Origin of the sequence: Mesorhizobium sp. ORS 3428 (assembly GCF_001854785.1) — a bacterium.
GTDB lineage: Bacteria > Pseudomonadota > Alphaproteobacteria > Rhizobiales > Rhizobiaceae > Mesorhizobium.
This window is the reverse complement of sequence record NZ_MDFL01000115.1, coordinates 137,745-156,826: the sequence shown is the minus strand read 5'-3', so window position 1 is coordinate 156,826 and position 19,082 is coordinate 137,745. Positions and strand designations below refer to the sequence as shown.

Below are 19,082 nucleotides of genomic sequence, written 5' to 3'. Positions count from 1 at the left end.
AGGAGGGGGACGCTGGTCTTTCGGCCATATGGCTGGAAGGACCGACGCCGAGGTGCCGCGCACCGCCTCCACAATGCTTGCGAGACTGCCCGAGTGTCTGCCCATACCGATCACCAGAAGGGACTCTTGATCACCGCCATCGGCGGCCTCACGCTCACCTTCGACATCCCCCTGATCCGGCTTGCCGACGGCGAGGCGTGGACGATCATGCTCTTGCGCACCGGAACCACTTTCGTCGCCACGATGATCATCTGGGCGGTCTGGCGCGCCTGGAGCAGGAACGCGCCGGCCCTCATTCCGGGCTGGCAGGGGCTTGCGGCGGCGATCTGCTACGGCCTGACCTCGATCACCTTCGTCACCGCCGTCTACCACACGACAACCGCGGATCTTGTTTTCATCCTCGCCTTCAACACCGTGTTCGCGTCATTGCTCTCCTGGCTGTTCCTCAAGGAGAGGCCGCGGCCGGCAACGGTGCTCGCGATGCTGGCGATGATCGTCGGGGTGCTCATCATCGTCGGCGGTTCGGTCGGCAGCGGAAAACTGTTCGGTGATTTCATGGCGCTCTGCTCGGCCTTCTTCGTCGCGCTCGCCATCACCATCTCGCGCTCCAGCGGCAAGGATATGGGCTTTACAGCACTTGTCGGTGTGATCTTTCCGCTGGCGCTCGCCGCCGTCATGGTCACGGGCGAAGGGCTGCACGTGAATGCGCCGTGGTGGATCATCTTCAACGGCGCCGTGATCATGCCGATCTCGTTCTTCTGCCTGGCCGCCGGCCCGAAATATATTTCAGGCCCGGAAGTGGCGATGTTCTATGTGCTCGAGACCGTGCTCGCACCGGTCTGGGTCTGGCTGGTCTTTGCCGAGGCGCCGACACGCGACAGCCTGATCGGCGGCGCGATCCTGATCGTGACGCTGGTCGCCCATTCGCTTTGGCAATTGCACCAGGGCCGCAAGCGCCGCGCGGCCCTTGCGGTCGGTTATCCGGCTTGAATTTTCCTGGCCTCGGGCGCCGCCTCGATCCGCGGCGCCACGCTCCTTTCGTCGGCGGCGGGCGCAAGCTCGTCCATCATCTCGACCTCGCGCAGCCATTCGCGCCAGATGGCGACAAGCAGCGCCATCAGCACCGGACCGATGAAGAGGCCGAGAAAGCCCATCGTCTTGACGCCGCCGATGAGGCCGAAAAAGGTCGGCAGGAACGGCAGCTTGATCGGCCCGCCGACCAGCTTGGGACGCAGCGTCTTGTCGACGATGAACAGCTCGACCGCGCCCCAGGTGAACAGCGCGAGGCCGGCAATGAGCTTGCCGCTGGCGGCGAGATAGATCGACACCAGCGTGAAGGATAGCGGCGCGCCGCCCGGGATCAGCGCCATGATGCCGGTGAGCGCGCCGAGCGTTACCGGCGACGGCACGCCGGCCAGCCAGTAGGCGATGCCCAGCACAAGGCCCTCGCCGATGGCGATGACGGTCATGCCGGTCACGGTCGATGAGATGGTGGCCGGCACGACGCGCGAGATGCGTTCCCAGCGCGTCGGCAGAATGCGCTCGCCGAGACGATCGACCTGCGCCGCGAAAGCCTCGCCGTCGCGATAGGCGAAGAACAGCGCAATCAGCATGAAGAGCAGCGTGAGCAGCAGGCCGAAGGCGCTGCCGCCGGCCGCGAGCGCGCCACGGTAGATGGTGCCGATGTTGGAGCCGCTCACCAGCTGGATCAATTCGCCGATGCCGCCGGGATGGCCGAGATTGGCTGTCCACTGCTCGTTCAGCCACTCGCCGATCACCGGCATGGTGGCGATCCATTGCGGTGTTACCGAGCCGTGGCGGTTGATCTCGATCGCCCATACCACCCATTCGCGCAGCTCGTTGATGGCATAGGTGCCGGCAAGCGCAATCGGCACCACCAGGAAGGTGAGGATGAAGAGGATGGCGAGCGTTGCGGCGATGGTGCGGTTGCCCCCGACGGCGGCGAGCAGCCGGCGGTAGAGCGGCCAGCTGGCGAAGGCGATGACGAGCGCCGCCAGCACCGGGAACAGGAAGCCGTGGAAGAAATAGACGCCGGCGGCGACGATCAGCACCAGCAGCCAGCGCGCCGCCGAAAGCGGCGGAATGACGGCCGCCCTGAGCGGCGTCGACAGACCGAAGAGTCGCTGCCCTGGTTTCTGGATTTCAGTCCGCTTCAACCCGGCGTTTCTCCCCTTGCCCAGCTCGCTGATCGCTTATGCCCCATCATAGTGCAGCAATCGTGACGATAGTCCAAATGTTTGGGGAGGCGCTTTTCCTTCTCCCCTTGTGGGAGAAGGTGGATCGGCGCGCAGGGCCGAGACGGATGAGGGGTGCTGGGCGGAATGCAGCGTTGGAAAATTCGAAGATTTGAAGCGCTTACGCCTGAGAAGTAGCGATCCTTCCAACACCCCTCATCCGACCGAGCTTCGCTCGGCCACCTTCTCCCACAAGGGGAGAAGGAAAATGTCGCTTCACCCAAACTTCCCTGTCCTTGGGAAACCCTTCGGCACCATGCGGCCGGCGGCGGCGCGGGCGCCGATCCATTCGGCGAGTTCTTCGCGCGACTTGGTGAAGGTGCGGTCGGCCGAATCCTGCCAGGTCAGCCCCGTCTCCAGCGTGAAGGTCTTCAGGTCCAGCACGCCGCCATCCTTGTATTTCTGCAGGCGCACGCCCTTGCCGCGCGCCATTTCCGGGATTTCCGACAGCGGGAAGATCAGCATCTTGCGGTTCTCGCCGACGATGGCGAGATGATCGCCCGCGACCGGAATGCAGCGCTTGGCCTCGTCCGGCGCCTTGACGTTCATCACCTGCTTGCCCTTGCGGGTGTTAGCGACGACCTCCTCCTCAGAGACGACGAAGCCGTTGGCATCGTAAGAGACGAGCAGCAGCTTGCGCTTCGGATCGTGAACGAAGGCAGTGACGATGTCCTGGTCGTTTTCCATGTCAACGATAATGCGGATCGGCTCGCCATGGCCGCGCCCGCCCGGCAGACGGTCGGCGCCGATGGTGTAGAACTTGCCGCCCGTGGTGAAGACCAGGATCTTGTCCGTGGTCTGGGCATGGAAGGCGAGCTTCAGGCTGTCGCCTTCCTTGAAGGCAAGCGTCGAATGGTCGGTGAGATGACCCTTCATGGCGCGCAGCCAGCCCTTTTCCGACACTACGACGGTGACCGGCTCGCGCTCGATCATGGCATGCGCGATGTCGGTGAGATCATGCTCGGGCGCGTCGGCGAACTGAGTGCGGCGCCTGCCGAGCTCGGTCTCCGGGCCGAACTTGTCGCGGATCTTGGTGACTTCCCATTTGATCGTCGCCCACTGCTTGGCGTCCGACGCGAGCAGGGCCTCGATCTGCTTCTTCTCCTCGGTGAGGCCGTCATGCTCCTTGCGAATCTCGATTTCTTCGAGCTTGCGCAAGGCGCGCAGCCGCATGTTGAGAATGGCCTCTGCCTGGTTGTCGGTGAGCGCCCAGCGGGCCATCATCACCTGCTTCGGCTCATCCTCCTCGCGGATGATCCTGATCACCTCGTCGATGTTGAGATAGGCGATCAGGTAACCGGCGAGAATTTCCAGACGCTTCTCGATCTCGCCGAGCCGATACCTTGAGCGGCGGAGCAGCACATCGCGGCGATGGTCGAGCCACTCCTTCAGCACRCCCTTCAGCGAGAGGACGTTCGGCACCTTGCCGCGCGACAAGACGTTCATGTTGAGCGGGAAGCGGCTTTCGAGCTCGGTGAGCTTGAACAGCGATTCCATCAGGATGCCGGGATCGACGGTGCGGCTCTTCGGCACCAGAACGATGCGGATATCCTCGGCGCTCTCGTCGCGGATATCTTCGAGCAGCGGCAGCTTGCGTGCCATCAGCAGCTCGGCGATCTTCTCGATCAGCCTGGCCTTCTGGACGCCGTAGGGGATTTCGGTGACGACGATGCTCCAGGTGCCCMTGCCCTGGTCTTCCTGGTTCCATTTGGAGYGGACGCGAAACCCGCCGCGGCCCGTCTCATAGGCTTCGAGGATCGAGGCGCGGCTGTCGACGATGATGCCGCCGGTCGGGAAATCCGGTCCCTGGACGAAATCCATCAGCTTCGCCACCGGAGCGTCCGGATGCTCGATCAGATGGAGTGCGGCGTCGCAAAGCTCGGCGGCATTGTGCGGCGGGATCGAGGTCGCCATGCCCACAGCGATGCCGGAGGAGCCGTTGGCGAGCAGGTTCGGGAAAGCGCCGGGGAGAACGGACGGCTCCTCGTCCTCCTCATTGTAGGTCGGGCGATAGTCGACGGCGTCCTCGGTGATGCCGGCAAGCAGGTCGGTCGCCACCTCGGTCATGCGCGCTTCGGTGTAACRCATGGCAGCGGCGTTATCGCCATCGATGTTGCCGAAATTGCCCTGCCCGTCGACCAGCGGGTAGCGCATCGAGAATTCCTGCGCCAGGCGCACCAGCGCGTCGTAGATCGACTGGTCGCCATGCGGATGGAACTTACCCATCACCTCGCCGACGATGCGGGCGCATTTGGCAAAGCCCTGGTCGGGGTTCAGCCGCAAGAGCCGCATGGCATGCATAATGCGGCGATGGACCGGCTTCAGCCCGTCGCGCACATCCGGCAATGCCCGGTGCATGATGGTCGACAGCGAATAGGCGAGGTAGCGCTTCTCAAGCGCTTCCTTCAGATCGACCGGTTCGATGTTGTCGCCGCCGCCATTGTCTTCCGGCGGCAAATGCCTCTTTCCCATGAGGCTGGACTAGCCGAGCGGGTGATTCGCGGCAAGCTTCGGGTTGGAAGTCGGCGGATTCGTCGCGCGCGGCGAGYACGCAAGAGCGATGTGAAGGATTTCACGGAATCCCAAAGGCGAACATTCCAGTTTGCCCCGATCCGCAACGGGCTTCGRCAGCAAGCTGGGCAACATCAATCTGTTACATGCACCCTCTATCTGGGCATGCAATGCGCTGGCGGAGGAAAGCCGCGGTCTTCACGACAAATTCACCGCGCCATGCGAAGCGTGCCTGGCGGATTTGCTTTTGATCGCCGTTTTCGACAAATGAGCCGGGAAACGCCTTTTTCCCGTCCCGTTCGTCACAGAATGGTGATGGGGCAAGAATTCAAAACACTTTCAGGACAGGGAACACGCTAATGACAATCCAACGCTCAATGCTCAAGAAACTGGCTTTTTCGACCTTTCTGCTGACCCTGCCACTCAATGCGGCCTTCGCGGCCGATCCGGCCGTGGCCGAGCGCGTCAAGTCCATGCTCGCCGCCCAGGGCGTCGAGATCTCCTGGACCGGGGTCTCCGGCGACGCTTCCAACGTGACGCTGCAGGCCGTATCGATCAAGCCGACGGCGGAGAAGGAAGCGCTGCCTATCGGCGACGTAAAGCTGGAGGGCGTCACGGAGGCCAATGGCGGCTTCGAGATCGCAACCGTCTCGACATCCGCCTTCGAGCGCAGCCAGGACGGCGTGACGCTCGACGTCAGCCCCTTCGTCATTCATGACATGAAGGTGCCGGCCGAGGGCAGCACCGATCCGCTCGGCTCGCTGATGATGTACAAGGCGGCCGAGCTTTCCAACTTGACGGTCAAGGTCGGCGACAAGACGGCCTTCTCGATGGACGGGCTTGCGGTCCAGATCAACCCGCCGGCCGAAGGCAAGGCGATGGACTTCACCGCCAGCACCGAAAAATTCAAAGCCGATCTGACGCTGGTCGACGATCCGAAGTCGAAGGAGGCGATCGACGCGCTCGGCTACCAGAACATCTCCGGCAACATCTCGATGGCCGGCACCTGGCAGCCCAGCGACGGCAAGATGGAGTTGTCCAAGTATGACATCGCCGTCGACAATGCCGGCAAGCTCGGCATGACCTTCAATCTCGGCGGCTACACGCTCGACTTCATCAAGTCGATGCAGGAAATGCAGAAGAAGTTCGCCGCGCAGCCCGAGGGCGCCGACAGTTCCGCGCAGGGCATGGCCATGCTCGGCCTCTTGCAGCAGCTGTCCTTCAACGGCGCCTCGGTGCGCTTCGACGACGATTCGCTGACCGGCAAGGTGCTCGATTATGTCGGCAAGCARCAGGGCATGTCGGGCAAGGACGTCGCCAACCAGGCCAAGGCGATCGTGCCTTTCGGAATGGCGCAGCTCAACAATCCCGAACTGACGGCCCAGGTGTCGGCGGCGGTCAACAAGTTCCTCGACGATCCGAAGAGCCTCGAGATCTCGGCCGAGCCGCCGGCCTCAGTGCCGTTCGCGCTGATCATGGCAGGTGCCATGTCCAATCCGCTCGACCTGCCCAAGACGCTCGGCGTGAAGGTCAAGGCGAACGAGGACTGATCGAATTAGCTGCCTTCTCCCCGTCACTATACGGGGAGAAGGTGCCGGCAGGCGGATGAGGGGCAGTGCCGACGCTTGCGAATGTGAAATTCGATGCTGAACCGACTGCCTGTCAGAAGGCCGCATCAGAAGGCCATAGCTGCTACGACCGCTCGCAAATCGCCAGCACCCGCGCTGCCCCTCATTGTCCTGCCGGACATTTCTCCCCGTATAGTGACGGGGAGAAAGAGCAGTTGCAACGCTGCCGTCAGTCCTTCTTCGCCACCGCGACGCGCAGCGACAGCTCGCGCAGCTGCTGCGGCATGGCTTCCGAGGGCGCGTTCATCAACAGGTCGTAGGCCTGCTGGTTCATCGGGAACATCGTGACCTCGCGCAGGTTCTTGGCGCCGACGAGAAGCATGACGATGCGGTCGATGCCTGCAGCCATGCCGCCATGCGGCGGGGCGCCATACTGGAAGGCGCGGTAGAGGCCGCCGAAACGATCCTCGACCGTCTGGCGATCGAGGCCGACCATCTCGAAGGCCTTGACCATGGTTTCCGGCAGGTGGTTGCGGATGCCGCCGGAAGCGATCTCGAAGCCGTTGCAGACCATGTCGTACTGGAACGCCTTGATGCCGAGCGGCTCCTGGCTGATGAGGGCATCGATGCCGCCCTGCGGCATGGAGAACGGATTGTGGGCGAAGTCGATCTTCTTCTCGTCCTCGTTCCATTCGAAGAACGGAAAGTCGACGATCCAGCACAATTCGAAGCGGTCGCGGTCGACGAGGTTCAGCTCCTCGCCGGCGCGCGTGCGTGCCGCGCCCGCGAAGGCGACGAACTTCCTGGGGTCACCGGCGACGAAGAAGGCGGCATCACCATCGGCAAGGCCGAGCTGCCGGCGGATCGCCTCGGTGCGCTCCTCGCCGATGTTCTTGGCGATCGGGCCGGCGCCTTCGAGCTTGTCGCCCTCCTTGCGCCAGAAGATGTAGCCGAGACCTGGCTGGCCCTCGCCCTGCGCCCAGGAGTTCATGCGGTCGCAGAAGGCGCGGCTGCCGCCGGTCTTGGCCGGGATAGCCCACACCTCGGCCTTGGCATCGTTGGCCAGGATGTTGGCGAAGACCTTGAAGCCGGAGTCGCGGAAATGATCCGAGACCGCCTGCATCTCGATCGGATTGCGCAGGTCCGGCTTGTCGGTGCCGTAGGTGCGCATCGCCTCTTCAAAGGGAATGCGGCGGAAGTTCTGGGTCACCGGCTTGCCGGCGGCGAAGGTCTCGAAAACACCGCGAAGCACCGGTTCCATGGTGGAGAGCACGTCGTCCTGCTCGACGAAGCTCATCTCAAGGTCGAGCTGGTAGAATTCGCCGGGCAAACGGTCGGCGCGCGGGTCCTCGTCGCGGAAGCAGGGCGCGATCTGAAAATAACGGTCGAAGCCGGAGACCATGATCAGCTGCTTGTACTGCTGCGGCGCCTGCGGCAGCGCGTAGAAGGTGCCGGGATGAATACGCGACGGCACCAGGAAGTCGCGCGCGCCCTCCGGCGAGGAGGCGGTGAGGATCGGCGTCGAGAACTCGGTGAAGCCCACCTCGCCCATACGCTTGCGCATCTCGGCGATGATCTTCGTGCGCGCCACGATGTTCTTGTGCAGCGTCTCGCGGCGCAGGTCGAGGAAGCGGTATTTCAGGCGGATGTCTTCCGGATAGTCCGGTTCGCCGAACACCGGCAGCGGCAGTTCCTTGGCCGCCGACAGCACCTCGATCTCGCGCGCGAACACCTCGATCTCGCCGGTCGGCAGGTTGGGGTTGACGGTCTCCGGGAGGCGCGCCTTGACCTCGCCGTCGACGCGGATCACCCACTCGCCGCGCACGGTCTCGGCCGTCTTGAAGGCCGGCGAATCCGGGTCGGCGACGATCTGGGTCAGGCCATAGTGATCGCGCAGATCGATGAAGAGCAGCCCGCCATGGTCGCGCACGCGATGCACCCAGCCCGACAGGCGGACGGAATTGCCGACGTCGCTCTTTCTCAATTGGGCACAGGTATGGCTGCGGTAACGATGCATTGTCATTGTGAAGTCCGGAATTGCGGGCGAAGCCCAGCTCGAAAATTGGCGCGAAAAGCGCATGAGAGGCCGCCTTTGTCAAGGCAAGCGGGGTCAAATGGGCAAGCGGCCAAATGGGGCAAGCGGTCACACAGGCCCGCGGCCTCGGCCGTTCACGCGAAGCGGATTTCTGCGCCCTGTCGCTGGAAATCGGCGAGGATGGCGGCGGGCGCTGTTCTTTCGACCACCAGATGGCGGATCGCGTCGGGCGCGGCGACACGATAAGGCGCCGCGGTGGCGAGCTTGTCGCTTGTGGCGGCGATGACAATGCCGGCGCTGTTTCTCGCCATGGCGCGCTTCACTTCGGCTTCCGCCGAATCGAAGGCCGTCACCCCGCGCGAGGCGTCAAGGCCGCAGGAGCCCAGGAAGAACAGATCGGCGCCGAGTTGCGCCACGGCGGCCAGCGTGTCGCCGCCGACGCAGGTGCCGAGGTCGCGGACATATTTGCCGCCGAGCACGATAAGCTCGACCAGCGGAAGATCGGCGAGAGCCGAAGCGACGCCGAGCGAATTGGTGGCCACCGTCAGTTCCATGTCGCGTGGGATCGCTCTGGCGATCGCCCCGTTGGTCGTGCCGCCGTCGATGAACAGGGTCTGGCCAGAGGCGAGCACTCCCACGGCCGCCTTTGCCAGGCGCAACTTCTCCTCGACCGCATGACCGCTGCGCTGGCTGATGGTTGCCGCGRCGAACGGGGCCATGGTGACGGCTCCACCATAGACACGGCGCAGCTGCCCGGCTTTTGCCAGTTCCCGCAGATCGCGGCGCACGGTGTCTTCCGAGACGCCGAAGCGGCTGGCGAGTTCGCCGGCCAGCACCTTGCCTTCCGCCGCCAGCAGGTCGCGAATGAATTGGTGTCGTTCCTCAGTCAGCATGCACGATCCTATTTCTTTGTGCATGTTCTTGCATGTTTTGCATGATTATGCAAGGAACGATCGACCGGACCGGCGATGCCGTCCACCCATCTCACGGAAAGCACCGCAATGACCTTCGGCTTGAAACTCGCCCCTCAGCACCGCGTCTATGCTGGTTTCGCGATTTACTCCTTCGCCATGGGCAACATTTTTCCGCGCCTGCCGGACATCAAGCGAGCCATGGCGATCGAGGACGGCACGCTGGGGCTCAGCCTGATCGGAACGCCGATCGGCACCCTGGCCGCGCTGACGCTCGCCACGCCGATCCTGGAACGCGTCGGCTTTCGCCGCGCGCTGCTTTGGCTGGTCCCGCTTCTGGCGCTCGTCTATTCAGTCGCGGTGCACGCGGAGGGACCGGTGGCGCTGTTCCTGATGCTGCTGCCGGTCGGGCTGATGATCGGCAGCGTCGAGATCATCCTCAATGTCGAGGCCGACAGGACGGAATTTCTTCTCGGCCGCCGTATCATGAACCGGGCGCATTCGTTCTGGAGCATGGGCTTCTTCGGCGCCGGGCTGTTCGGCGGAGCCATGGCGCATCTCGGCCTGTCGCCGCAACTCCATCTGGCGCTGGTGGTGCCGATGGTGGCGGTTTCGATGGCGCTGTTCCTCGGCGGCTTCGAGCCGGCCCCTGCCCGCTTCACCAACTCCGGCGACAAGCCGCCGATCTTCGCGCGGCCGACGCTTCCGATCCTCGTCCTGGTCGCGGTGACGCTATCGGCGATGCTGCTGGAAGGCGCCAGCATCGACTGGTCGGCGATCTACATGCGCACCGTGTTCGAATCCGGCCCGTTCGTCGCCGGCTTCACGGTGGCGCTGTTTGCCTTCTCCCAGGCGACGACGCGCTTTTTCGCCGACTCCTTTGTCGACCGCCACTCGCCAAGCGTTGTGGCGCGCGTGCTGCTGGCAACGATGGCGGCCGGCGTGCTCATCGTCTTCTTCTCGCCGGCGCCGGCCGTTTCCATGCTCGGCTTTGCCCTTTTGGGCATCGGCAGCAGCGCCATCTTCCCGCTGGCGATCTCAGCCGCCGCCCAACGGACGGACCGCCCCGCGGCGATCAATGTCGCGGCACTGTCGCAGATCTCCTTCATCGCCTTCCTGCTCGGCCCGCCGCTGCTTGGCTTCGTGTCGGACCATTGGGGCATCCGTTCCGCCTATGGGATCGGCATCCCGTTCATCGCGCTCAGCCTGCTGACCGCGGGCTCGCTCGGCCGCAGGCCAGCCGCCAAGACAGTCGACGCGCGGGATCTGGCCAGCCAGCGAATGGAAGCGCCGGTAGGCGAGGCCTGATTGCCGCTACGTTCCCAGGGCACACCTGCGTGTGATGGCCCCGCAGCGGCTTGACGAATGCGCGCGCGGCTGAAATTTAAGGAGGCTTAAAATGATGCCAAAAGCGATTTGATGCACGTCATCACCACCCAGAAAGAACTAGAGAGCGTTATCGCGGCGTTCGAAAAGTCGGAATTCGTCACCGTCGATACCGAATTCATCCGCGAAACGACCTTCTGGCCGATCCTCTGCCTGATCCAGATGGCCGCGCCCGGCGTGACGGCGCTGATCGATCCGCTGTCGTCCGATATCGACCTGAAACCCTTCTTCCGGCTGATGGCCAATGAAGCGGTGGTCAAGGTCTTCCACGCGGCGCGCCAGGACATCGAAATTATCGTCCATCTGGGCGATCTGGTGCCGCATCCGGTGTTCGACACGCAGGTTGCGGCCATGGTCTGCGGCTTCGGCGACAGCGTCTCCTACGACCAGCTGGTGCAGCGCATCACCGGCGCCAGGCTCGACAAATCCTCGCGCTTCACCGACTGGCGGCATCGGCCGCTCTCCGACAAACAGCTCGAATACGCGCTCGCCGACGTCACCCATCTGATCAAGGTCTACCAGCATCTCAGCGCCGAGCTGCAGCGCGAGGATCGCGCCCACTGGCTGAACGAGGAGATGGACGTTCTTACCTCGCGCGAGACCTATGACCCGCATCCCGAGGATGCCTGGAAGCGGCTGAAGATGCGGCTGCGCAAGCCGCAGGAGCTGGCAATCGTGCAAGCGGTGGCGGCATGGCGCGAGCGCGAGGCGCGCGAGCGCGACGTGCCGCGCGGCCGCGTGCTCAAGGACGATGCGATCTACGAGATCGCGCAGCAGGCACCGCGCGACGCGACGGCCCTCGGCCGGCTGCGCACCACGCCAAAGGGCTGGGAGCGGTCCGCCACCGCAACAGCGCTGCTCGGCGCGGTCAACACCGCACTCGCCATGCCGAAGGAAGCGATGCCGAAACTGCCGAAAAGCTTCCAGCCGCCGGAGGGCTCGAGCGCGGCGGCGGAACTGCTCAAGGTGCTGCTCAGGATCGTCGCCGAGAAGGAAGGTGTCGCCCCCAAGGTGCTCGCTTCCAGCGACGACATCGACCGCATCGCGGCCGAGGGCGACGGCGCCGACGTGCCGGCGCTGCAGGGCTGGCGGCGCGCCGTGTTCGGCGACCAGGCGCTTCGACTGGTGCGCGGCGAGATCGGCATCAAGTTCGACAAGCGCAGGATCGCGGTGTTCGAACTTTAATCCTCACACCGCCCCAAGCAGGTGCAGCGCAAACCAAATCCAGGCGAGAAGCAGTATACCCGCGCCGAGGAAGAAGGCGCGGCTGCGGTGCAGCAGGTGATTCCTGGTGAGATGCACCCAGGCATGGACATAGCGCGTGACGACGAAGAGCCACATCAGCACCAGCGTCAGGTAGTTGACGCCGCTGGTGACGAAGAGCGCCAGGCAAAACACGTGAAAGAGAACCGGCAGCTCGAACTGGTTGATCAGGTTGTTGGCGACTGTGACGCACGAGGCCGGTTCGGTGGAGCGGACCCTGTATTGGCTGATCTTGGCCTCGCCTGACTTCACGGCGAGGTAGCGCCGCTTCAGCATCACCAGATAGACAATGTAGACCAGGAGCACATGCRCCAGCATCGGCCAGAAGACGGCGGTTTGGTTCATCCCCGCCCCCGCCCGCTCAGCGCCGTTGTACCGCCAGCGCGAACACCGTGACGACCGTGACGGGAACGGCCAGCAGCGCGAACTTGCTGACGGTGAGCGACGAAGCGAAGGACAGAGAATCGGGATTGGCCAATTGGAAATCCGACAAGAGGCGCGCCATGGCAAAATTCTGCGCGTAATCGGCGATGGTGTAAGGCAGCACCAGCACAAGCGCGGACAGCGCCTGCAACTGAGCCGGCATGGCGCGGAAATTGGCCAGCCGCCGGCCAAACGCCAGGATCAGGCTGACCAGGGTGAGCGACAGCAGCGCCGGGAACAAAAGGTCGAAGGTCAGATAGTGCCAGACGATGATGATCTCGCCGCCCCGCCGRCCGAGCGCGGTCAGCCATGCCATGCCTTCATCCGGCGTGAAGCCGGTGACGCGCATGTCGAGTGAGGGCAGCCCGCCGCTCAGGCGGCGGAAATAGAAGAACTCCAGCGCGGTCATGGCGATGAAGACAGCGGCGGAAGCGATGGAGAGCGCCGCCGCGTGACGCGACAGGCGCAATACCGTCACGATCAGGCCACGCCACAAGCTGAAGAGATCCGGCCGTTCGCCAGTCTGATCAAAGTCCGCCCGGATAGTTCGGGCTTTCGCGGCACCTGAATCGCTCAAAGCCTTGCTGCTCAACGGATTCTGGCCTTCTCCCTCATAAGCCATTGATTCTATCCATTCCGTTGCCTTCCCGGTGGCTACCACTCTTTACCTTCGCCCTGCCGACATTTACCATTGGCTCCGCTGACACAGTGCTGACACGGCACAAAAACTGGTAAGTGGGCGCGATGGCTGCAACGCTTGTTTCAGACAGACATATATCGCGACTACTGAGTCCTTCAAAGGGCCAGACCCTCTATTGGGATGGAGAGGTGCCTGGCTTCGGCGTCCGCGTGACATCCAGCGGGGCCCGGAGTTTCATCTTCAACTACCGCGTACGCGGCACCGGTAAAGAGCGGCGGTACACGATCGGCTCGACGTCTGATTGGAAGGTGGCGGTCGCACGACAGGAGGCGAAGCGCCTCCGCAAGATCGTCGACCTCGGCGGGGATCCGCTGGGCGAGCTGGAGGCATCTCGCGAGAAAGCTGCCCAGGAGCGCATACGTAGCAAGACGGTGAACGATCTCATCGATCGGTTCAAAGAGGAGCACCTTCCCGACCTCCGGCCGGCAACCCGAAAGTTTTACGGATATGCGTTCACGAACCACATCGCGCCGGCGATCGGAAAGAAGCGGATCGATGATGTCGAGCGCAGCGACGTCGAGAAGCTGTTCAAGAAGCTGACTGCGCTCGGCCAGCGCCACCAGGCCAATCAGTGTCTGGTGATCGCTGGCGTGCTGTTCCGTTATGCCATTGATTGGGGATGGAGGACCGGCGAGAACCCGGCTCGCAGCATCGACAAGAACCACGTCTCCGGCCGCGAGCGCTATCTGCTCCCTGCTGAGAGCAAGCGCCTCGCCARGGCCCTTGAAGCGCTTGAAGATCGGCAAGCTGCAGCGATCTTGAAGGTCCTCCTTCTCACCGGTGCCCGCGTCGGTGAGACTTGCCAAATGCGATGGGACCAAGTCGACTTCGCTCGATCGATTTGGACCAAACCGGCCAGCGTGACGAAACAGAAGCGCGATCATCGACTGCCCTTGACGAAGCCGGTTATCGATCTGCTCACGAAGATCAAGAAGGAGCAATCGCCGAAGTCGGAATGGGTCTTTCCGGGCCGGAGCAAGGAGGGCTATCGGAACGACATCCGAAGCGCCTGGGCGGCCGCTCTGAAAGCGGCACAGATCGATCGGCTCCGGATCCACGATCTGCGCCACAGCTTCGCCAGCACCCTCGTCGGCAGCGGCTACAGCCTGCCGATGATCGGCGCCGCCCTGGGGCACGCCAGCACGACGACGACTCAGCGCTATGCGCACCTCGCCGATGATCCGCTTCGCGAGGCAATGACCAGGGCCGCGGACCTGATCGAGGCTGCGGCACAAGCAGACGCGCGAGAGGACTTTGACGCGTCAAAATGAAAACAGATAGTTCATTATTTTCAGTGCCGGCAGCCAATTTACGTGATTTTTCCGCATCGTAGCCGCTGCTTGCTGACCTATGTCAGCACCTGATCAGCATGCGCTAGCGATCTGTCGATAACTGACCGATCCCCTCTTGATCTTTATCCATTTTCGACCGTACGTTTCGCGCATCGAAGGGGAAAACCAGAGTTTCGAAAACTCTGTCCCATTTCGATTCGTCCTGCAGACGTGAGCCGACTGAGACCCGCAAGGGCGGTCCGCGATCCGATGGTTCAGAGAACATTTCCAGTTCACTGCGCCTGTCGGCTTGATCTGTATCGCCACGGGCGCCCCAAGAGGAGCCCACGACGGTGGATTACAATATTTTTGATGAATGGCCGACAGAGGCCGAATTCGCCAAAGCTAACGGCCTGACGAAGCGGCAGGTCGCTCGTATGCGGTCGAGGAAGGACGGCCTCCCCTTCGCCAAGCGAGGCAAGGAAATCATCATTCACGTTCCGACGGCGCGTGAGTGGCTCAAGAAGCGCCTGATCACGCCTAATCCGTCGCGCGAGGGGCGCGCATGAAGGCGGACCTTACCCCTCCCGAGCACGAGCACTCCGCCGCCATCGACTTGGCCTTGGAATGGCTTTCCCAGAATCCTCGCGACCGGATCGGCCGGCCGATCGTCCCCCTGTTGCGTGAGAGGTTCGGCTTGTCGGCGATCGAAGCCTGCGAGGTTTGTCGGGAGGCCAATTTCCGGATGGCGCGCGCTGCATGAGGACGAGCGCCAAGGAGGATCATCCCAAGCGGCGGTTCTTCGATTGGGCGAACACTGTCTCAGTAAAAGGGCCGGGTCATCCGCGCCAGGGCGGGCCGACTAGCGCCCTAGTCCGGCGGGCTGTCCTTAAGGCCGTTGTCGAATTTTGCGATGATAAGGGGGAAMCGTTTCGCGACCAGGAATCGATTGCTGAGCGCTTGGCGTGTGCAGAGATAACTGTTCGGCGAGCCTTAGCCGATCTGGAGCACTTGGGGCACATAGAGCGACGCTTTCGGTACGACAAACGTGGGAAGCGGACGTCTGACTTCATTCGGATACTACCGGTCACGGTGACCGGTAGTGGCGAGCAGACTACCGATCAACCAGTCGTCGACTACCGGTCAGATTGTTCCACACTACCGGTCAATGTGACCGGGGAATCTACAAATGAATCTACAAATGAATCTTTTCCCCCTTCGGGGGTAGCTGGGGGAGGAAGAATTGAAATTGGATTTTCGAAAACTCGAGGTTGCCGCCTTCCGGAGGATTTTGAACCTGACCTTGGGGATTCGACCGCTGCCGGACTCTCGCCTTCCGAGCATGCTCACGAAGCCGCGAAGTTCCGGGACTATTGGATCGCTCAACYCGGCCTGAAGGGCGTAAAGACTGACTGGCCGGCGACCTGGCGCAATTGGTGCCGTAGGGCCGTCGAAGATCGGAACACTAAGGCGCTGCGAACAGGGCACCCCCGGCGCCGCGAGGGCATCRTCGACGCTGCGATGAGAATTCTCGATCAAGAAGGGCGGCTAGATCAAGAAGGAAGGCCATGGCCCGGTGGTAAGCACCCGTTCGATCGACCAGTGAGGCCGCGCAATGCTGGTGATGCGGCTCGCCTGGAGCTCCAACGAAGAGGTGAGTACCACACTCTCGATCTGGTCGAGATTGAGGTAGTGCCGAACCGCCACGATGCCAGTGCCGCGCCGGCTGCCTCTATCGCAGAAACGGTGCCGGGATCGAATCCGGACACGGTGCTGAAAATTATCGAAACGATGCTGCAAATCGGCACCGACAGTCGCGAGACAATGACGAGCTGGCTGACCCGCCTCGACGGTCTGCCAGAGAGCGAAATGACCGAGGATCAACGCCAGCGTGCTGCCGAGATACGGGGCAGAGTCATGTCCAAGATGGGGCGGTCAGATGAAGCGGCAGCTTGAACTCGATCTGCGGGCCAAGATCCTGGTGTTCCCGGTGGCGAGGTGCCTGGCTGAGGTCAGACAGGTCGCGCGCCGCCTGGACGCTATCCGCGACGTCGCCGAAGCCAAAGCCTATTGGCGCGGCGTGGTGGCAGACCTCGATCGTCGGCTCTCGAGCCATGGTCTCACCCGCGACCAAATCAACGTGGAACTCTGGGGTTTTTTCGACGCCGTTCAGATGGAAATGCTTCGCCAATATGGCGGCGGCACGCCGCAGAAAGGGCAAACCAAGTGAACCAGGCCGAATTCATCAAATTAGCCCGCCAGCGCGCCGCTAGGCAGCAAGGGGACAGTTTCGAAGACCGACTGGCGTCCCGGACGCCGGAAGCGAAGGCGCGCGTCGCAGCCGTCTACGCCACGTTCTGCGCACAACATGCGGCATCGAAGGGGGAGCGCCCCGAACGGTCCGACCGTCCGCGCGCGCGAGGCGACCAATGAACCGGACCGGAAAGGGCGGTACACCCCCGAAGCTCACGAGCAAGGACGCTGCTCGTGTGGTTGACGCGCTTCGCGCCCACGCTGGCATCAAGACGGCCGCCGCTGCTGCGCTCAAGGTCGGGAAAACGACGTTGTATGCCTTCCTGAAAGCCCATCCCAACGTCATGGAAGCGGCCGCCGATGTCGACGAGGAGATACTCGACATAGCTGAGAGCCAGGTCGTGAAGGCCATCCGCGAGGGCGACCTGCCGACGGTGCGCTGGTTCCTGGAGCTCAAGGGCAAGGACCGCGGCTACGTCCGGCGCGTCGAGAATACCGGCAAGGATGGCGGCCCGATCGAGACGCAACAGAAGCCCGATCTCAGCAAGCTCTCGATCGAAGAGCTCGAAATCCTCGCGAAGGGCGCCGCGAAGCGTGAGGGGAAGGTCTGGCCGATGTAACCGAAACGGTTACACTTTACTTGTGAGCACGTAACCGAAACTGTTACATATACTTAGCGTTTGTTTCACGTGTGACATGGAAACCTACATTCGTACAAATTTTTGCTGTTGACGCCAGCCATACATCTGTCAATCATCGCCTTGGAAAGCGAGGTCGAGTCTGATGAAAATGTCAGAAGAAGCGGTTGCCGCGGTGAAGGCGGCACTTGATCGGTGTGGTGGGAGCAAGGCAGACGCCGCACGTGAACTGCAGGTGARCAGACAGACTTTGTACGCCGCCATGGAGGCTGCGCCGGAACTCGCCGAATACGCCGATGAGATCGCGGAAGTCATCGCTTTTGCTGCAATCGYGCCCTCGGCGATCCGACGAGGCCGGATAAAAGCCGAGGATCGTAAGGAGTTGCACCATCTCCTCCGTCGATGCCTGCACATCGTTGAACCAGTCAAATGGGAGCCAAGCGGCCTCGAACCGGCGACGCGCGCCGCCTGACCACAGACACCAAGGTCCGCCGTGATGGCGCACCCGTCCCAAAGATGGAACCGATGGACAAACTCACCTCTGCGGAAATCCGCACCCGCCTCCAGGCCAATGAGCAGCGCCTGGCCGAGCTTCGCGAAGAACGTCGACCGGTAGCTCTGGCCTCGCTCTCCGGCGACAAGGCCGCGAGCAAGGAGATCGCCAGGATCACCGCCGAGGAATCGGCTCTCCGTTCTGAAATCGACACGCTCGAGGTCGCCGCCGAGCACGCTGAGCGGCTGGAGGCGGAAGAGGCCCAGCGCGCCGCCAAGGAAGACCGACAGAAGCGCGAAACGGAGGCGCGCCGCCTCGCTGCCCTGCTCATCGAAAACTCCCAGCGCTTCGACGCTCTCGCCGGTGAAATGACCGCGGTTCTCCGGCGCCGGCGCGAGCTGGCGCGGCAGATCTGGGGCACAGGCACCGTGACCGACGCCTATGTGAACACGTCGCATCGCCCGTATATCGTAGCCAGCGCCATGGCTGCTGCCGGTCTGGCAGACTTCGACGTCGTCAACACCACGGGCACCAGGCGCCGTCCTCTGGCAGAAGCCGACACCGGTTTCTACGGCCGGATTGGCGGAGAACCGCTGCCCGCTCCGAGCCTGCCCGACGCCGAGAACGAGACGCTGGAGGCCGCAGGCATATGACCGCGATGAGTTTCAACGAAGCCCTCCAAAAGGAGAGCATCGAAAAGCGAAAGCAGCGCATCGACGCAGCGATCGAACTCGAAAAGGCTGCGGCCGCTGACCGGGCGGCGTTCGCAAAGATCATCAAACGCGCCGGAGACCCGGCGGAAACGGGGGAAGTTGCAATGGATCCGCACAAGGCCTTCGACGACGCGGTCGCAGCCATCCATAAGCGCGATGGCGGCACACCATTGAGCGCGATCACCAAGGCGCTGGCCGAGCATCCTGACTTGGCGGAAGCCTCAATGAAAGCGCCGCCACCGGCGCCAAAGGTCGATAAGCGCGCTGACGACACACGCACGCTGGCGATCGCCAAGAGCGCCAAGACGATCGACGATCTCGCCGCCGAAATCCAGCGGCCAGGCGAGACTTTCGCGAAAGCGTACGTTCGGGCTCTCGAAGAGAATCCGCACCTCTACACCAATTACGCGGCGGCACGGGCCGTTTAACCGACATGGCCGGGGCGCTGCCGCAAGTCAGTGTCCCAGCTCTCATCGCGCAGCGGGGTGACTCGAGATCGGCCTGTCTGCGCGGCCCCCAAGCAAGGCTTGGCAGTGCACTCGGCGGACACTGGAACATCACCGAGAGGCGGCGGACCTGGCGGAAGACCTCCATCTTCCATTCCCAGGTCGCGGTCGCAGTCCTGACGGGCCTAGATGACGGGGCTTCGGTCAGGTCTCTCC

Annotated in this window: 19 protein-coding genes; 13 read left to right on the top strand and 6 right to left on the bottom strand. The window is 63.0% G+C overall.

The window, feature by feature from the left end; translation table 11 throughout:
* Nucleotides 1–93: 93 nt before the first annotated feature.
* Nucleotides 94–990 carry a DMT family transporter gene (locus tag ORS3428_RS13830; protein ID WP_071098571.1) on the top strand — a complete coding sequence of 299 codons (897 nt, stop codon included), beginning with the start codon at nucleotides 94–96 and terminating at the stop codon, nucleotides 988–990.
* Here ORS3428_RS13830 and ORS3428_RS13825 read toward each other — a convergent pair.
* The gene (locus ORS3428_RS13825; protein WP_071098566.1) at nucleotides 978–2,177 is read right to left on the bottom strand and encodes an AI-2E family transporter; all 1,200 of its coding nucleotides are present in this window, start codon (nucleotides 2,175–2,177) and stop codon (nucleotides 978–980) included. The two genes, ORS3428_RS13830 and ORS3428_RS13825, sit on opposite strands and share 13 nt — an antisense overlap.
* A 294-nt stretch (nucleotides 2,178–2,471) precedes the next feature.
* Nucleotides 2,472–4,727: a DNA topoisomerase IV subunit A gene (gene parC / locus ORS3428_RS13820; protein ID WP_071098564.1), complete on the bottom strand. Its 2,256-nt coding sequence runs from the start codon at nucleotides 4,725–4,727 to the stop codon at nucleotides 2,472–2,474.
* A 398-nt stretch (nucleotides 4,728–5,125) separates the two neighbouring features.
* On the opposite strand from parC, the gene ORS3428_RS13810 reads away from it, so the two are divergent.
* Entirely contained in the window at nucleotides 5,126–6,316 is a 1,191-nt protein-coding gene (locus tag ORS3428_RS13810) for a hypothetical protein (protein ID WP_071098561.1), read from the top strand.
* A gap of 247 nt (nucleotides 6,317–6,563) precedes the next feature.
* Here ORS3428_RS13810 and aspS read toward each other — a convergent pair whose 3' ends face one another.
* Together aspS and ORS3428_RS13800 are read right to left on the bottom strand one after the other, a co-directional pair.
* Complete coding sequence (gene aspS, locus ORS3428_RS13805) at nucleotides 6,564–8,351, bottom strand: aspartate--tRNA ligase (RefSeq protein ID WP_071099256.1); 1,788 nt, start codon at nucleotides 8,349–8,351, stop codon at nucleotides 6,564–6,566.
* Between the two features lie 152 nt (nucleotides 8,352–8,503).
* Nucleotides 8,504–9,262 carry a DeoR/GlpR family DNA-binding transcription regulator gene (locus ORS3428_RS13800; RefSeq protein WP_071098559.1) on the bottom strand — a complete coding sequence of 253 codons (759 nt, stop codon included), beginning with the start codon at nucleotides 9,260–9,262 and terminating at the stop codon, nucleotides 8,504–8,506.
* 108 nt (nucleotides 9,263–9,370) lie between these two features.
* On the opposite strand from ORS3428_RS13800, the gene ORS3428_RS13795 reads away from it, so the two are divergent.
* A complete protein-coding gene (locus ORS3428_RS13795) occupies nucleotides 9,371–10,588 on the top strand; it encodes an MFS transporter (protein WP_071099255.1) in 1,218 nt (405 codons plus the stop codon).
* Nucleotides 10,589–10,699: 111 nt separating this feature from the next.
* Complete coding sequence (gene rnd, locus ORS3428_RS13790) at nucleotides 10,700–11,851, top strand: ribonuclease D (RefSeq protein ID WP_071098556.1); 1,152 nt, start codon at nucleotides 10,700–10,702, stop codon at nucleotides 11,849–11,851.
* Between the two features lie 3 nt (nucleotides 11,852–11,854).
* On the opposite strand, the gene ORS3428_RS13785 is transcribed toward rnd, so the two are convergent.
* Together ORS3428_RS13785 and ORS3428_RS13780 are read right to left on the bottom strand one after the other, a co-directional pair.
* Entirely contained in the window at nucleotides 11,855–12,274 is a 420-nt protein-coding gene (locus ORS3428_RS13785; protein ID WP_071098554.1) for an MAPEG family protein, read from the bottom strand.
* Nucleotides 12,275–12,290: 16 nt separating this feature from the next.
* Nucleotides 12,291–12,836, bottom strand: coding sequence for a hypothetical protein (locus tag ORS3428_RS13780; protein WP_071099254.1), 546 nt, complete (start codon nucleotides 12,834–12,836; stop codon nucleotides 12,291–12,293).
* A 260-nt stretch (nucleotides 12,837–13,096) separates the two neighbouring features.
* Here ORS3428_RS13780 and ORS3428_RS13775 point away from each other — a divergent pair, with 260 nt between their 5' ends.
* The 9 genes from ORS3428_RS13775 (at nucleotide 13,097) to ORS3428_RS13735 (ending at nucleotide 18,848) form a co-directional block, all read left to right on the top strand.
* Entirely contained in the window at nucleotides 13,097–14,323 is a 1,227-nt protein-coding gene (locus tag ORS3428_RS13775; protein WP_071098552.1) for a tyrosine-type recombinase/integrase, read from the top strand.
* Between the two features lie 353 nt (nucleotides 14,324–14,676).
* Nucleotides 14,677–14,892 (top strand): hypothetical protein, encoded by a 216-nt coding sequence (locus tag ORS3428_RS13770; RefSeq protein ID WP_071098550.1) that lies wholly within the window; start codon nucleotides 14,677–14,679, stop codon nucleotides 14,890–14,892.
* Nucleotides 14,889–15,086, top strand: a complete 198-nt coding sequence (locus ORS3428_RS13765) for a hypothetical protein (RefSeq protein WP_071098548.1) — start codon at nucleotides 14,889–14,891, stop codon at nucleotides 15,084–15,086. The genes ORS3428_RS13770 and ORS3428_RS13765 overlap by 4 nt, the downstream gene beginning before the upstream one ends.
* A 758-nt stretch (nucleotides 15,087–15,844) precedes the next feature.
* Nucleotides 15,845–16,279, top strand: coding sequence for a hypothetical protein (locus ORS3428_RS33045; protein ID WP_131802900.1), 435 nt, complete (start codon nucleotides 15,845–15,847; stop codon nucleotides 16,277–16,279).
* Complete coding sequence (locus ORS3428_RS13755) at nucleotides 16,263–16,553, top strand: DUF6074 family protein (protein ID WP_071098543.1); 291 nt, start codon at nucleotides 16,263–16,265, stop codon at nucleotides 16,551–16,553. The genes ORS3428_RS33045 and ORS3428_RS13755 overlap by 17 nt, the downstream gene beginning before the upstream one ends.
* A 199-nt stretch (nucleotides 16,554–16,752) precedes the next feature.
* Nucleotides 16,753–17,196 carry a hypothetical protein gene (locus ORS3428_RS13750; protein WP_071098541.1) on the top strand — a complete coding sequence of 148 codons (444 nt, stop codon included), beginning with the start codon at nucleotides 16,753–16,755 and terminating at the stop codon, nucleotides 17,194–17,196.
* 163 nt (nucleotides 17,197–17,359) lie between these two features.
* Nucleotides 17,360–17,686 (top strand): helix-turn-helix domain-containing protein, encoded by a 327-nt coding sequence (locus ORS3428_RS13745; RefSeq protein WP_071098538.1) that lies wholly within the window; start codon nucleotides 17,360–17,362, stop codon nucleotides 17,684–17,686.
* Nucleotides 17,687–17,739: 53 nt separating this feature from the next.
* A complete protein-coding gene (locus ORS3428_RS13740; RefSeq protein ID WP_131802898.1) occupies nucleotides 17,740–18,360 on the top strand; it encodes a hypothetical protein in 621 nt (206 codons plus the stop codon).
* Complete coding sequence (locus ORS3428_RS13735) at nucleotides 18,357–18,848, top strand: hypothetical protein (protein ID WP_071098533.1); 492 nt, start codon at nucleotides 18,357–18,359, stop codon at nucleotides 18,846–18,848. Before ORS3428_RS13740 ends, ORS3428_RS13735 begins: the two co-directional genes overlap by 4 nt.
* The last annotated feature ends 234 nt before the right edge of the window (nucleotides 18,849–19,082 follow it).

Coding starts and splice junctions, on each gene's coding strand:
- ORS3428_RS33045 (WP_131802900.1), top strand. CDS start 15,845: ATGAGAATTCTCGATCAAGAAGGGCGGCTAGATCAAGAAGGAAGGCCA.
- ORS3428_RS13755 (WP_071098543.1), top strand. CDS start 16,263: ATGAAGCGGCAGCTTGAACTCGATCTGCGGGCCAAGATCCTGGTGTTC.
- ORS3428_RS13735 (WP_071098533.1), top strand. CDS start 18,357: ATGACCGCGATGAGTTTCAACGAAGCCCTCCAAAAGGAGAGCATCGAA.
- ORS3428_RS13740 (WP_131802898.1), top strand. CDS start 17,740: ATGGACAAACTCACCTCTGCGGAAATCCGCACCCGCCTCCAGGCCAAT.
- rnd (WP_071098556.1), top strand. CDS start 10,700: ATGCACGTCATCACCACCCAGAAAGAACTAGAGAGCGTTATCGCGGCG.
- ORS3428_RS13795 (WP_071099255.1), top strand. CDS start 9,371: ATGACCTTCGGCTTGAAACTCGCCCCTCAGCACCGCGTCTATGCTGGT.
- ORS3428_RS13750 (WP_071098541.1), top strand. CDS start 16,753: ATGAACCGGACCGGAAAGGGCGGTACACCCCCGAAGCTCACGAGCAAG.
- aspS (WP_071099256.1), bottom strand. CDS start 8,351: ATGCATCGTTACCGCAGCCATACCTGTGCCCAATTGAGAAAGAGCGAC.
- ORS3428_RS13765 (WP_071098548.1), top strand. CDS start 14,889: ATGAAGGCGGACCTTACCCCTCCCGAGCACGAGCACTCCGCCGCCATC.